The sequence below is a fragment of the Arenibacter sp. S6351L genome, assembly GCF_023016025.1.
Classification (GTDB): domain Bacteria; phylum Bacteroidota; class Bacteroidia; order Flavobacteriales; family Flavobacteriaceae; genus Arenibacter; species Arenibacter algicola_B.
The window spans coordinates 102365-117947 of record NZ_JALKBB010000013.1; the positions used below are offsets into that span (position 1 = coordinate 102365).

General features: G+C 39.2%; 11 protein-coding genes. 8 read left to right on the forward strand and 3 right to left on the reverse strand.

What is annotated here, in order from left to right:
* Positions 1 to 96 precede the first annotated feature (96 nt).
* The 8 genes from MWU82_RS12405 to MWU82_RS12440 all read left to right on the forward strand — a co-directional run bounded on the left by MWU82_RS12405 (position 97) and on the right by MWU82_RS12440 (position 13575).
* Positions 97 to 4188 carry an ATP-binding protein gene (locus MWU82_RS12405; RefSeq protein WP_247096602.1) on the forward strand — a complete coding sequence of 1364 codons (4092 nt, stop codon included), beginning with the start codon at positions 97 to 99 and terminating at the stop codon, positions 4186 to 4188.
* A 46-nt stretch (positions 4189 to 4234) separates the two neighbouring features.
* On the forward strand, positions 4235 to 5632 hold the full coding sequence (locus MWU82_RS12410) for a DUF3472 domain-containing protein (protein ID WP_215948857.1): 1398 nt from the start codon (positions 4235 to 4237) through the stop codon (positions 5630 to 5632).
* 186 nt (positions 5633 to 5818) lie between these two features.
* The gene (locus tag MWU82_RS12415; RefSeq protein WP_247096603.1) at positions 5819 to 7375 is read left to right on the forward strand and encodes an arylsulfatase; all 1557 of its coding nucleotides are present in this window, start codon (positions 5819 to 5821) and stop codon (positions 7373 to 7375) included.
* 69 nt (positions 7376 to 7444) lie between these two features.
* Positions 7445 to 9067, forward strand: a complete 1623-nt coding sequence (locus MWU82_RS12420) for a beta-N-acetylhexosaminidase (RefSeq protein WP_247096604.1) — start codon at positions 7445 to 7447, stop codon at positions 9065 to 9067.
* Between the two features lie 13 nt (positions 9068 to 9080).
* A complete protein-coding gene (locus tag MWU82_RS12425; RefSeq protein ID WP_247096605.1) occupies positions 9081 to 10040 on the forward strand; it encodes a M20/M25/M40 family metallo-hydrolase in 960 nt (319 codons plus the stop codon).
* 44 nt (positions 10041 to 10084) lie between these two features.
* Positions 10085 to 11224: a formylglycine-generating enzyme family protein gene (locus MWU82_RS12430; RefSeq protein WP_247096606.1), complete on the forward strand. Its 1140-nt coding sequence runs from the start codon at positions 10085 to 10087 to the stop codon at positions 11222 to 11224.
* A gap of 171 nt (positions 11225 to 11395) precedes the next feature.
* Positions 11396 to 12526, forward strand: coding sequence for a galactokinase (galK, locus tag MWU82_RS12435; RefSeq protein WP_247096607.1), 1131 nt, complete (start codon positions 11396 to 11398; stop codon positions 12524 to 12526).
* Positions 12527 to 12531: 5 nt separating this feature from the next.
* Positions 12532 to 13575 carry a UDP-glucose--hexose-1-phosphate uridylyltransferase gene (locus MWU82_RS12440; RefSeq protein ID WP_215948863.1) on the forward strand — a complete coding sequence of 348 codons (1044 nt, stop codon included), beginning with the start codon at positions 12532 to 12534 and terminating at the stop codon, positions 13573 to 13575.
* A gap of 51 nt (positions 13576 to 13626) precedes the next feature.
* Here the strand turns inward: MWU82_RS12440 and MWU82_RS12445 are convergent, their stop codons facing one another.
* From MWU82_RS12445 to MWU82_RS12455, 3 genes are all read right to left on the reverse strand, one after another.
* The gene (locus MWU82_RS12445) at positions 13627 to 13854 is read right to left on the reverse strand and encodes a hypothetical protein (protein ID WP_247096609.1); all 228 of its coding nucleotides are present in this window, start codon (positions 13852 to 13854) and stop codon (positions 13627 to 13629) included.
* A 212-nt stretch (positions 13855 to 14066) separates the two neighbouring features.
* The gene (locus MWU82_RS12450) at positions 14067 to 14354 is read right to left on the reverse strand and encodes a chaperone modulator CbpM (protein ID WP_247096610.1); all 288 of its coding nucleotides are present in this window, start codon (positions 14352 to 14354) and stop codon (positions 14067 to 14069) included.
* A gap of 67 nt (positions 14355 to 14421) precedes the next feature.
* On the reverse strand, positions 14422 to 15315 hold the full coding sequence (locus MWU82_RS12455) for a J domain-containing protein (RefSeq protein ID WP_247096611.1): 894 nt from the start codon (positions 15313 to 15315) through the stop codon (positions 14422 to 14424).
* Positions 15316 to 15583 lie beyond the last annotated feature (268 nt).

The window sequence follows — 15583 nt, forward strand, 5'->3', positions numbered from 1 at the left end:
ACCTTTTTGCAAAAAATACCTCCTTTAGGTTGACACCAATTATAGGTACATTTGTTTCGGACAGAATTAGGAAGGATTAATTGTAATTGTTGCAGTTTGAACAAGAAAATAAATAGGAATAAAATTTACGCTCTATATGTACTGGGGCTGTTTTGTTGGTCCTATTTGTCAGGACAGCATTCTTCTAATTTTATCCACCTTCCCAGTAAACTGGATAACCGTAATGTAAAGGTTACCCATACCGTACAGGATAGCCTGGGTTTTGTTTGGTTGGCCCATGCAGAAGGTATATCCAAATACGATGGTTATAATTTTGAATTTACTCCCAAAGAGTCAATTTTTAAGGAGGATACTGCTTCAGATGAATTAAAAAAAATATTTAGGGATGCCAAGGGGGTAATTTGGGCTTTATCCATGAATGGGCAAATATCCTATTTGGAGAAAAATGGAAGGTTTTTGTCCATAGACAATTCCATAGAGGGGTTTCAGAAGAAGCACAAGGTTAATATTGTCAACGAGGATAATGGTATTATTTGGTTGGCCACGGACAAGGGAGTTATATATTCCTATGACCACGGCAAGGGAATTGTGGATAGTATTACCACCATTCCCGGTAATTCTTCAGGTCTAAATGAAGTGAATTCCTTGGTGGTTAGGAAATCCGATCAACTTATTGTAAGCACCTATAAGGGACCTATGTATATTTATTATTTGGGAACCAAACGTCTAGAGACATTGGAGGTGCCCTATGACTATACCCTGGCAGACAACAGCCTACTGCTGCTGGATAAAAAAAATAGATTATGGATCGGTTCGTCCTATGTGGGGCATGGGATAATGGTTTATGATTTTGACAAAGAATCCTTTGTTCAGGATGAGATTATAAATGAGCAATGGCGTAGTCAGTTAAATGAATTGTTTATATCAATGTATTGCGATGTAAATGGTTTTATTTGGTTGGGAACCGATGGGGATGGTCTGTACAGGTTGGATACTGAGTCTGGCGAATTGACAATTTATAAGCACAATTATCTTAATGGGTTTTCCTTGAGTACCAATACAGTAATCGGTATAAACGAAGATTTAAAGGGCAACTTGTGGGTACTTACCAATTATGGGGATATAAACATACTGCGCAATAAGAATAATCAGATAAATTTTCATTCTGGAGCGGTGCAGGGAAGCCCTGCACGGGTGTTGTCTTCCTACAGGGCAAAGGATGGAACACTTTGGATAGGGACGGACGGGGACGGAATTACCAAGGTTGACGAAAATGGAGGTGAAAAGCAATTTTTTAACAACTCGGCCCAAAGTAAAGGGTTTTATATTCACTCTATCAATGAGGACAATAGTGGCAATATTTGGATAGGGACCTATAAAAATGGATTGTGGGTTTATAATACGAATAAAGGCCGGTTCTCTAAGGTGCCTTTGAACAATTCCAAGAATAATATGGTTTTGGACGTTCGATTTATTTTTAAGGACTCCAAAAGTAGATTATGGGTGACGACCGACATGGGAATTTATTTGTTTTCGGAAAGAAACAAATTGTTGGCGCGTTTTGAAAATGGCACAGCCGGATTGGTGGGATCCATTTCCCAATCTGTTGTTGAAGATTCTTCAGGGACCGTTTGGCTTGCGTGTAATGGAGGTGGGGTATTTAGGTTCAACGAAGATGGTAGCGATATTGCTAAATCCAATTTTACCCGGTTCCAACATGTCAACGATACTCTCATTTCCAATAAGAATTATGATATCTGGTCCATGGCCGCCAGTAATGCAGATGCCATATGGTTGGTTATGGTAAGTGGGGAATTGATTAAATTTAATATTGCTGACCAACAAGTTGAAAAAATAAAGATAAACGGGACTTATGACAATACCATCTTTAGATCCGTAATATTGGAGAACAACGATAATTTATGGTTGGGTTCAACCAAGGGCATCTGGCATATAAATGTAAAGGATTCCATATCTAGGGTGTTTCAAAAAATAGATGGACTGCAGGATGATTCCTTTATGCAGCGCAGTGCGCATGTGGGATGGGATGGGAATATTTATTTTGGGGGGTTAAATGGAGTAAGCTACTTTAAGCCCAATCAACTTAAAAAAGAAGAAACAGTAGCCAAGTTATTTATTGAAGATATTGCTATCCTAAACCAGCCCGCCATAAACGTCATTCCGGAACAAATTACGGAGGGGGTTGAAAAATTGGAGGCACTGGAACTGGACCATGACCAATCATCATTTGCCTTTCGATTTTTGGCAATAGACAATGTGCTGTTTTCCAATTATAATTATGCCTATAGACTTAAAGGGTTTAATGACAATTGGATAAATTCCGAAAAGGAACGTTTGGCAACTTATACCAACATACCTCCCGGGAATTACCTTTTTGAAGTCAAGGCCAGTACCGGGAACGGGGAATGGGACATAAAAGAAACATCTGTTGCTATAACCATTTTACGGCCGTTTTGGCGATCAAATCTGGCCCAGTTGATTTATTTGTTTTTAATTATTGGCCTACTTTATGGAACGGTCATCTGGATCAGACTTAGGAACAGGGTAATTGCAGATGAACTGGAACATAAACATGAAAGGGAACTTTACGCCCTAAAAATGGATTTCTTTGCCAAGATGTCCCACGAAATTCAAACCCCTTTGACCTTGATTTTGATTCCTTTGGAAAACATGTTGCAACGTGCTATGAAAAGTGGTAATGTGCTGTTGCAACAGCGCCTCAAGCTAATTTCCAACAATGCTAATCGATTATCCCGAATTGTATTTGAATTAACTTCTTTAAGGGACAAGGAATTGGAGAAACTGGTATTAAGGGCGGCAGAACACAATATTGTTGCCGATCTAAAGGAAATAACCAGCTCCTTTGAGGAGCAAGCCATGTTCAAGGGAATCCATTTTAAATGTAGCTACCCCAGTGATGAGTTGAAAATGTGGTACGATAAAGATAAAATGGAACATATTTTCTTTAACCTTCTATCCAATGCCTTCAAATTTACACCTAAAGGAGGGGCTATTTCATTAGATGTAATTGTGGAGGACTGGGAAAGAAATGTTAAAATATCCGTTACCGATTCCGGACCGGGTATTCCAAATGAGGAGTTGGAAAATATTTTCCAATTGTTCTATCAGGCAGATACAGGGAAACAAAAAATAGGGACGGGCATAGGGCTGGCCCTAACCAAGGAATTGGTGGATCTGCACCATGGGAAGATCGATGTAAAGTCGGACCCGGTCAAGGGAACCTGTTTTAGTGTAAGTTTTCCTATGGATAAAAATAGGAATGAGAGTGTACAAAATGAGGTAACCTTGGAAGAGGCTATTATGGAAGTTGAGGAGGTTGAATATGAAATGAAGGAGGAAAATATAGTCACAGCTTCAGCTAAATTGGCGAAGACCATTTTAGTGGTAGAGGATAATTATGAACTACAAATATCATTAAAAGATATCTTTTCCGATTACTACAATGTTCTGCTGGCGGAAAATGGGGAAGAAGGCTATGCCTTGGCCTTGGAGCACAATCCGGACCTGATAATAAGTGATATTATGATGCCGAAATTGGATGGTATTGAAATGAGCAAAATGCTTCAAAGAAATGAGCTCACTACTCATATCCCAATTATACTTCTCACCGCCAAAAAAGCAGCAAAAAACAAAATTTTGGGGTTGCGGACAGGGGCGGTCGAATACATAAACAAACCCTTTAATATTAATGAACTGGTTCTAAAGGTGAATAATATTATTACCCGTAGTGACCGGTTAATTATGAAATATAAGAACGACCTAATTACGACTCCTAAAAATGGAGGAAGTAGGTCCCAAGATGAAGTTTTTCTTGAAAATCTGGTAAATCTTGTGGAAAATCAGATTAGTAATCCAGATTTTAAAACCGAGGATCTGTCACAGGATCTAAATATGAGCTATTCTGCTATTTATAGAAAATTTCAGGGGCTAACGGGGAAGAAAATAGTAGATTTTGTTAGGACCATGCGTCTTAAAAAGGCAGCGGTTTTAATTGGCGATTGCAATTACTCGGTATCCGAGGCAGCGTTCCTGGTGGGCTTTAATGATCCCAAATATTTTTCGAAATGCTTTAAAAAAGAGTTTGGTAAGAGTCCTCGAAAGTTAAAGGGAAAAGTAGATCATCTAGAGGGTTTTAAATTAAAGTGAACAGGACAAAATATTCAAAAAAAACGATAATAATACAATGATTAAAATGATAGCAATAACGAATGTTGGCCCCAGATTTTTTAAAGTGGCTACTAAAAGCATTAAAGCAAGTACTAAAGGATACAAAAATGTAATTGGACTAGGTTTACTATTAGTAGTGGGCTCTTGTACAACTTTGGCCAAGCAGGATAATCCTGAAGAAATATCCTTGGAAAAATTAAGCTTAACCGATAGCATAAAACCGGGAGGCAATAGCTGGGTGGTAAATGAGGTAAGGGATAATCGACATCTTATTTCTGATGAGGGGATAAGGAATTGGAATGATGCGAATACGGTTATAAGAACCTATTTTAAAACCGATCAAGTAGGACAATTAAATGTGGGACTAAATCTTAAAGTGAGCGAAGGTTTTTCCAAAATCAGAGTTACCTTGGACGGAACCACAAAGGAGATCGAAGTCTCCAATCAAGATTTTGAAACAGTGGATGTAGGCGTTTTCAAAATTGCCACACCTGGTTATCACTTTGTGGAACTTCAAGGATTGGAAAAAACAGCAAGCAATTTTGTGGAGGTCAATGAGGTACTTATAGGTGGACAGGCAGCCAATGGTAAGCTTACTTACGTAAAGGAAGACTTTTATTGGGGTAGAAGGGGGCCATCTGTCCATTTAAGCTATACCACTCCCGAAAACACCGACATACTTTGGTTTTATAATGAAATTACGGTTCCTGAAAACGAGGATGTTATTGGATCCTATTATATGGCCAATGGCTTCGGCGAGGGCTATTTTGGAATGCAGGTGAATTCTGAGACTGAAAGGAGAATCCTGTTTTCTGTCTGGAGTCCGTTTGAAACCCAGGACCCAAAAAGTATTCCGGAGGAATATAGAATAATTTTGCTAGGTAAAGGGGAAGGAGTAACCACAGGCGAATTTGGTAACGAAGGCTCAGGTGGACAAAGTTATAAAGTGTTCAATTGGAAAGCTGGCAATACCTATAAATTTTTACTAAAAGGTGAACCTTCTGTAAATAATTCTACTGATTATACCGCCTATTTCTATGATTCGGAATCTGAAGAATGGAATTTAATAGCCAGTTTTAGAAGACCACATACCTCGACCTATTTAAAAAGACCACATTCCTTTCTAGAAAACTTTAGGACAGAAGTAGGCCATATTTCCAGAATGGGAGAATATACCAACCAATGGATTTACGATACCAACGGGCAGTGGCATGAACTTACCAAAGCCAAATTTACGGCAGATGCTACCGCCAGGAAGGGATCTAGGGAAGATTATGCCGGAGGGGCCGTTGGCAACAAATTTTTTATGAAGAATTGTGGATTTTTTAATGAAAAGACCTCTATAGATACCTTTCATGAAAGGACTGCTAACGGAGTAGCTCCAGTGATAGATTTTTCACTACTTCAGAAACCAATACAATAGCAATTTATTAATTTGGAAATGCGTTAGTTTGAGAATTAGTAAATGAGCAAAAGGAATGGAAGCGTGCAATTGATGTTAAAAAAAATATTGATTGCTTAGTGGCCATAAAAAAGAGAAAAGAAAATAGAATTAAGACTTTAGTTATTAGATAAAACAGGCGCCAAGCTAGAAACAAGAAAAAAACTTATGAATAAATTAATTGCTCTAATTTTAATTCCATTCATCTTATTAAGCTGTAAGGATGAAGGTAAAAAAGAAGATAGTGTAATTCCAGCATCAAGACCAAATATAATCTACATTTTGGCCGATGATCTTGGATATGCCGAACTGGGTGCCTATGGTCAGGAGAAAATTGAGACCCCCAATATTGATGCCCTGGCAAAGGAAGGGATGTTGTTTACACAACACTATACAAGTGCTCCAGTCTGTGCCCCTGCACGTTATATGTTGTTAACGGGTACTCATTCCGGGCATGCCCATATTCGTGGTAATGAGGAATGGGGAGAACGCGGGGAGGTATGGAATTACAAAGCAATGGCCAAAGACTCCGTATTGGAAGGGCAGCGCCCCATGCCGGACAGCACCATTACAATTGCCAAAAAATTAAAGGAGGTAGGGTATAGCACCGCTATGTTCGGTAAATGGGGATTGGGTGCGCCCCATACCAATTCTATTCCCACAACAATGGGATTCGATTTCTTTTTCGGATATAACTGTCAGCGACAAGCCCACACCTACTATCCGTTGCACCTTTACAAAAACGAAAAAAGGGTACATTTAAATAACGATACTATAGCGCCAAGTACTAAGTTGGCCAAAGGGGCAGATATTAATGAACCAGCAAGTTATGCGCCTTATACATTAAACGATTATGCTCCCGATCTTATGTTTAAGGAGTTACAAGGTTTTGTAGATAGGAACAAGGAAAATCCATTTTTTATTTATTGGGCCACGCCCATTCCCCATGCGGCTATCCAAGCTCCCCAAAAATGGGTGGATTATTATAAAAATAAGTTTGGGAAAGAGGAACCCTATTTGGGTGAAAGAGGATATTTTCCACATCAAAACCCCCATGCCGGTTACGCTGCAATGGTTTCTTATTTGGATGAAAATGTTGGGAAACTAGTAGCGAAGTTAAAAGCAGACGGGTTGTACGAGAATACTTTGATCATTTTTACCTCGGACAATGGCCCCACTTTTAATGGAGGTACGGACTCACCATGGTTTGATAGTGCCAAACCATTTAGGAGTGAGCTTGGTCGTGGAAAAGGCTTCGTTTATGAAGGGGGGATTAGGGTACCAATGATTGCCACATGGCCCGGCAGTATAAAACCTGGTACCACAACCGATCATATTTCCGTACACTATGATGTTATGGCAACGCTGGCAGATGTTGCAGGTTATGAGGCGCCAAAGTATACCGACGGAATCAGCTTTTTGCCCACTCTAATTGCTGGGGATCAAGAGAAGAAACACGACTTCCTGTACTGGGAGTTTCCGGAATATGGTGGGCAATTGGCGATCAGAATGGGCGATTGGAAAGTGGTAAAAACTCACCTGAAGGATAAAAAAAATGAGCCTACATTAGAATTGTACAACCTTAAGACAGATTTAAAAGAAACCACAAACGTAGCAGATCAACACCCCGAGATACTGGAAAAAGCGGCCAAGATTTTGGAAAGTCAGCATACGGAACCCACTATTGAAAAATTTAGGATTCCGGCCCTTAGTGACGGTCTGTGAAGAAATGGAATTATATTATCTGCAAAGAACTTCCTGTTAAATGATTTTAATTAGCAATTATTGAAAAAAATGAAGAACATTAGAATTGTTTTGCCTTTGGTTTTATTTTGGGCTTTATCTAGTATTGGACAAAACACTGGAATAATTCCACAACCTTTGAGTGCGGATTTGAAAGAAGGGAAGTATATTATTACTTCCAATACGCCTATAATAGCTGACAGCCCCAACCAACAAAATGCAAGCTATCTCCAAGAATTATTGAAAGTTGAATATCAGAAAGAACTGAAAATCAAAAGAAAAGGGGGAAAAGGAATCATCCTTACCCTCGACCCTGGATTAGCCCAGAAATTAGGGGAAGAGGGATATGTCTTAAAGGTTGCTAATAGTGCCATATCAATTTCAGCTGGAACATCTGCTGGTGTTTTTTATGGTATAATGTCCCTTAGGCAGTTAATTGGGGAGGATAGTGATAATGGGAACCTTTCAATTTCCGGGATCAGCATCGAAGATGGTCCAAGATTTAGCTGGCGTGCATTTATGTTGGATGAAGGCCGATATTTTAAAGGAACTGAACAGGTGAAAAAACTATTAGATCAGATGGCACTTCTAAAGATGAATGTGTTCCACTGGCATTTGACGGATGATCAAGGATGGCGATTGGAAATAAAAAAGTATCCCAAATTGACGGAAGTTGGATCTACTAGGAACAATTCCCAAATAGGGGGTTGGGATAGTGCAGAAAGGTCTAACACCCCTCACTCCGGATATTATACCCAGGAAGAGATTAAGGATATTATTGGATACGCCAACGAAAGACAAATTACTATTATTCCTGAAATCGAAATGCCCGGTCATGCATCTGCAGCTATTGCCGCATATCCTTGGTTGGGAACTATTGGGGAACTCAAGGAGGTACCTACCGTTTTTGGGAAGCTCCCAGATTCCTTTAATGTGTCCGATCCACGGGTGTACGAGTTTCTTGAAAATGTACTTTCAGAGGTTATGGCATTATTTCCAAGTAATATAGTCCATATTGGTGGTGATGAAGTAAAATTTGATGCATGGAAATCTTCAGTGGAAATTCAAAATTTCATTAAAGAAAACGGATTGACATCTCCAGCAGACTTGCATATTTTTTTTACAAACAAAATATCGAATTATTTAAATCAGAAAGGGCACCGAATGATGGGCTGGAATGAAATTCTTGGAGAAAATGTACATGAATGGCAGGAAGCTACGGACATGGAGGTCAAAAAAAGCTTAGCCAAAAATACCTTGGTCCATTTTTGGAAAGGGAATTTGGATTTGGTATCGAAAGCGGTTCACGACGGATATGATATAGTAAATTCATATCATGAATATACCTATTTGGACTATTCCTATAAATTTATCCCACTGGAAAAGTCCTATAGTTTTGACCCCATTCCTGAAGGATTGGAAGAAAGATTTCACGACAAAGTTATTGGGAGCGGTTGCCAAATGTGGGGAGAATGGATTCCTGAAGCCATTGACATGGACAAAATGATTTTCCCTAGAATAGCTGCTTATGCAGAGGTAGGTTGGACATCCAAAACTAGAAAAGATTATAGTGTTTTCCGTTCCAATTTAGACCGATTGTTGATTAGATGGAGAGGTCAAGGCATAAGTTTGCCGATGAATTTTGAAAAGGCAAAATTTGAAGAAAAGAAGTAAAGAACATCGATATATGAAATTAATTATTGCAATTTTCTTGTTGGGCAGTTGGTTCAATATTTGCATCGCACAGGAAGATATTACTACCGTTGAACTTAAGGGACATATTTCTTATTTAACGGCCGACAAAAATTCTGGAAGATATCCCGGAGGAAAAATCAATAAAAGGATTGTCAGATATATAACCAAGGATTTTAAAAAGTCGGGAATACCTCCCTTTGAGACATCCTATAAGCAGTCTTTCGTGGCCCAATTAAGGGTAAAGAAAGGGGAGGTTCCTAAAAATACCGTTGAGACATGGAACGTAATAGGCTTTATAGAGGGTAATGATCCATTATTAAAGAATGAATACATTGTTTTGGGCGCCCATTACGATCATTTGGGAATGGGGGGCGGACCATCATCAAAGTCCGATAAAATTGGAATACACCATGGCGCGGATGATAATGCAAGTGGTACTTCGGCATTATTGGAAATAGGGGAGAAGCTAATGGCACACAGGTCAGAATTAAAAAGAAGTATTTTGTTGATCGCTTTTGGGGCAGAGGAACAAGGGCTGTTGGGCAGTAAATATTTTGCGAACAATCCTGTTGTTCCGTTGTCACAGATTAAATTAATGATCAACATGGATATGGTAGGCAGGTTAAACGATGCCAAGCAGGTCTATATGGGTGGAGCCGGAACCTTTCCGGGTGGTGTGGAGCTGATGCAGGAATTAGGCCCGCCCTTGGGCTTGTCTCCGGTAGTTCATGCAGGCTCCGTAGGAGGTTCGGATCATGTTTCCTTTTATAAAAAAAACATTTCCGTACTGGGGATCCATACTGGGGGTCATCCACAGTATCACACCCCAGAAGATACGGTAGAGCTGATTAACTTTGAGGGACAAAAACAGGTTTGCCATTATATATTCAATGCTATTATGAAAGTGGCTTCAACATCTTATGACATGAAATTTATTCCGCAAGGGGAATAGAATCATTTTCGTTCTTTACATTTGTAAGGATTAAAAACTATAGAATGCAAAAAATTAATTTTATAAGTGCCCTTTTTGTTATGGCTTTGATGGTTCAATGCAAGGAGGAAAAGAAGTCGACCAATAATGTTGAAACTAGTGACGCAATATCGGAGGTTGCGGAATCAGTGGTCGACACAACTCCTATCTTGGTAGAAAAACCAGAAAATATTAATGCACCGGATGGTATGGTGTGGATTCCAGGTGGTGAATTCATCCAAGGTGCCGTACCCCAGGACAAAATGGCAATGGACCATGAGAAACCTGCGCATAAGGTAAAGGTAAATGGTTTTTTTATGGATGTAACAGAGGTGACCAATGCCCAATTCGCAAAGTTTGTTAAGGAAACAGGTTACATTACTGTGGCCGAACGGGCAATAGATTGGGAGGAGATGAAAACTCAAGTTCCAGAAGGAACTCCAAAACCCCATGATTCCATTTTGCAACCAGGCTCTTTGACCTTTAAGAAAACCAAAACTTCCGTGCCCAACCTTTACGATTTTTCACAATGGTGGAACTGGACCATTGGGGCCAATTGGAAACAACCCAACGGGCCAGGAAGCACCATTAAGGGAAAAGATAACGAACCTGTTGTACAAGTGGCCTATGAGGATGCACTGGCCTATTGCCAATGGGCCGGTAGAAGATTGCCTACCGAAGCTGAGTGGGAAAGAGCTGCCAGAGGCAATAAAACTGAAAGTATTTATTTCTGGGGTGATGACGATTCTGTTTTGTCCCAAATGGCAAATACCTGGGAAGGAGAATTTCCGGTAACCAATAGCAAAGCGGATGGTTTTGAACAGCGCGCAAAAGTTAAATCCTATCCTCCCAATGATTTTGGCCTGTACGATATGGCCGGTAATGTATGGGAATGGACCAGTGATTGGTACAATACCAATTATTATAACGAATTGGGTGCCCTGAATGCTCCAGTGGTAAATCCCCAAGGAGCAGCCACTGCATATAATCCCAATATGCCCTATGCAAAAGAGAAGGTAATGAGAGGAGGGTCTTTTTTATGTAATGCTTCCTATTGTGCCAGTTACAGGATATCTTCCAGGATGGCTTCCAGTTTGGATTCTTCCTTGGAGCACCTGGGATTTAGGACCGTGGCTACTGTGGATATGCTTACAGAGGAAAAGTAGTATTTTCTAAATATTTTAAATTTTAAATCCCCTTTGGCTTGCCAAGGGGATTTTTTTTGCCAAGATGTTTTAAGTGTAAGTTTTGACGGAATAAGCAGCTACTATAAACGTAAATTATACATTTATAAAAGATATTTTTTTATATTTGTGCTCTAACACACTTTAAAGTATATGTCGTTTCCGGAAAATTTCACCCCTGAACTAGTTGTTGAATCCCCAGGAAGGATCAATTTGATCGGGGAACACACAGATTATAATCTTGGTTATGTATTGCCTACGGCCATAGAGAAGAAAATTACTTTTAAATTCAAAAGGAACCATACGGATAAGGAGTGTAACTTGTATAGTTTGGGTTACAATACCGGGTTCACCCTTCAATTGGATAAAATTGCCAAGAGCAATGTGGAATGGGAAAACTATATTCTGGGCGTTTTAAATGAGATATTATTAAGGACCGATAAATTAAGGGGTTTTGACTGTACCATTGAAAGTAAATTACCAATGGGTTCTGGTCTAAGTTCTTCTGCAGCCTTGGAATGTGGACTGGCTTTTGGGCTCAATGAACTGTTTGATCTTGGGCTTTCCAAAATGGATATTGTGCTGCTTTCGCAAAAGGCGGAACATACCTTTGTAGGAACTCAATGTGGAATCATGGACCAATTTGCTTCCGTAATGAGCGAAAAAGGGCACGTAATCTTGTTGGATTGCCAGTCTTTGGAACATCAACAAATACCTATCCAAATAGATCCATATAAGATGATAATGCTGAATACAAAAGTGTCGCACAACTTGGCCTCCAGTGAGTACAACACTAGGAAAAGGGAATGCGAGGAGGGTGTTGCAATTCTACAAGGACACTATCCAGAAGTAACTTCCTTAAGAAATGCCAATAACGAAATGCTGGAAGTTTGTAAAAGTGAAATGAGTGCCACTATTTTTAAAAGATGTTCTTTTATCATCAATGAAAATGATAGGGTGTTGAAAACGGCAAATGCTCTAAAGTCTAATGATTTAAACCTCTTTGGAGCCTTATTATACGAGGCACACGAAGGAATAAGCAAATTATATGAAGTGAGCTGTCCGGAATCTGATTTTTTGGTCGATTTTTCCAAACAGTATGATACCGTGTTGGGGGCTAGACAAACCGGTGGTGGATTTGGAGGTTGTACCTTAAATATTGTACATAAGGACAAGGTAGATGATTTTGTGGAAGCAGCTACCAAGGCATACAAGGCAGCTTTTAATATTGAATTGGATGCATTTGAGGTAAAACCCAGTGCAGGAACCTACATAAAAATTTGAGCGCAATGACAAATAGTTTCAATGATAATCCGCATAGAAGGTTAAATATTCTAACGGGAGAATGGATTTTAGTTTCTCCCCATAGGACCAAAAGGCCATGGCAGGGAAAGACCGAAAAAAGTGCTACTACGGACTTACCAGTGTATGACCCTTCATGCTACCTTTGCCCTACGAACGAAAGAATGGGAGGGGAGTTCAATCCCAGTTACGAAAAGCCATATTCCTTTGTCAACGATTTTTCTGCCCTACTACCGGATGTTAAAGAAGAGACATACGAAAATGGTCTTTTATATGCGGAAGCCGAATCCGGTATTTGCAAGGTGGTTTGTTTTTCGCCTAACCATGCCCTTACATTACCATTAATGTCTGTATCCGATATCACAAAGGTTATTTCACTTTGGCAGAAAGAATATATGGAATTGGGTGCCAAGGAAGGCATTAATCATGTTCAGATTTTTGAGAATAAAGGGGGGATAATGGGGTGTAGCAACCCACACCCACATGGACAAATTTGGGCACAGAATAAAATCCCACAGGAAGTCCATAAGAAAATAGGAAATCTACAAGCTTATTGGGAAAAGCATGGCAGAAGTATTTTGGAGGATTATATAGAACAGGAATTAAAGTTGGACGAGCGTATTATTGTAGAAAACGAGCATTTTGTAGCACTTATACCCTATTGGGCAGTATGGCCTTATGAAACTATGATCCTTCCTAAAAGAAAATTGGCACATATTGGTTTACTTTCGGAGTCCGAAAAGATATCCTACGCTGATATCCTGAAACAACTTACCATAAAGTACGATAATATATTCAACACGTCCTTTCCATATTCTGCAGGAATACATCAGGCACCTACAGATGGGAAGGAGCATCCCGAATGGCATTTTCATATGTCTTTTTACCCACCCTTGTTGCGGTCGGCTACAGTAAAAAAGTTTATGGTAGGTTATGAAATGTTTGCCAATCCACAGCGCGATATCACGGCCGAACAGGCAGCAGAAACCATGAAGTCACTATCCGATGTTCACTATAGTCACTTGGGCTAAAGGAAGTAAATTATAATATTTGGAAATTGTGATAATCCCCAAAGGGAACAGTTACAATGGAGAGTAAACAGGGTATTGGGTCTGTAGGGAATAACCTACTCGGCCCAATTCCTTTTTTGCCTTGTCCAATACAAATGGGTTATTGTAGACCAACGATATTGTCTTATTGATAACATCAATATCCAATATTCTCAAATCCAAAATCCGACTTAGGTTTCTGGAAATAATGTTTTTACTTTCTTCGGAAATAAGCTGTTCAACTTTAAGCAATGTCGTCATGGAATCAAGGTTTTTATTAATCAAGACGAAATTAGGTATTTAGGACCTCGTCCAAAATGACATAAATCAGTTTTGGTAATTATATTCTAATTCAATTCTTAAAAGTCCTAAGAATATGTATTTAATCCTAATAGGTGATATCCAAATATTTGGAAAATCCCTTGATCTTTGTTAGTGGAATGGGGAAATACAAATCCTATGGAAATGTGCCCCTATTTGTATAGATCCAATTTATTTTTTAACTGGGTAATTTCATTTTGCATTTTTCCCATCCTATTTAGAAGTCGTGTTATGACCGCTATACCTTCCAAATTGATGTCGAGATCGGAATGAAGTCTCAGTATTTTTTCCGCTTTTGGCAATTGCTGAATAGGGAGATAATGTATATTTTCTTTAACCACAACATCTACCAGTCCATACTCGTAAAGCTCCATTACAAAATGGGTTTCTATATTGTGACTCGTACAAAAGTCGGTAATCAGTATATATTCCTGTTCCATAAGGATTAAATTAGTTGAAGGTGATTGTTTGATGCCCTAGTGCAGGTTCCTCTTTTCATAGATAAAATTATTTTCGCAGGTTAGCCAATTCCTTAAGAAGTTCTTTCTCTTTGGCGGTTAAATTGGTAGGGGTAACAATATTGTAGGTAATATACAAATCCCCGTAAGCGTCTGTTTTTTTATAAACAGGGAAGCCCTTGCCTTTTAATTTAATTTTGGTACCGTTCTGCGTTTCTGGTTTAACTTTCAATTTTACCTGTCCATCAAAAGTATTCACCATTATTTCTCCGCCCAAGAGGGCAGTATACAAGTCCAGGTCTACAGAGGTATAAAGGTTGTTGCCATCCCTTTTAAAATCTGTATCATTTATGATACCAAAGGTAATATAAAGGTCGCCCTTCGGCCCACCTTGATGTCCTGGGCCGCCATGACCGCTAATTTTAATGGTTTGCCCATTTTCAATTCCGGCAGGAACGGTAATTCTGATATTTTTACCGTTTACATTAAGTGTTTGCTTATGTGCCGTATATACATCCCTAAGGTGCAATTTTAACTCGGCGTTTAGATCCTGGCCTCGAAAACGAGCCTTGCCTCTTTGTGAAAAGCCACCGGAACCTCCAAACATGGATTCGAAAAAATCCGAGAAATCATGTTCCCCATAATTTTGGGAATAACTTTGCCCGCCACCTCCGTAGGCCGATTGTTGGGACGCCCTGGCTTTTTCAAACTCCTCGGCATGCTCCCAATCCTTTCCGTATTTGTCGTATTTTTTACGTTTTTGCGGATCGCTAAGTACCTCATTGGCTTCATTGATTTCCTTAAACTTTTTTTCGGCCTCCTTATCATTGGGGTTAACATCTGGATGATGTTTTCTGGCCAATTTCCGATAGGCCTTTTTAATTTCGCTTTGACTGGCGCTTTTGTCCAATCCCAAGATTTTGTAGTAGTCTATAAATTTCACTTAGCAGTTATTTATTTTCTTTATTCTTATCGATTGTCGAACCAAATGTAATTGATACTGGTAATGGGTATTTGAGCAATACAAATTGCAAAAATATTGGCAACCCTAATAAATACCATTGTAAAATTATAAAAAACCATAGTGTGTGAAACTGATTAAAATCATGAATTAATCGTTTTGTTCTTATTAAATTTAATGGAAAATAGTTAAGAATGGGACTTGAAACCTATTTTGTTATGCATAGTCCCTTCAAGGTAAATATTATAAG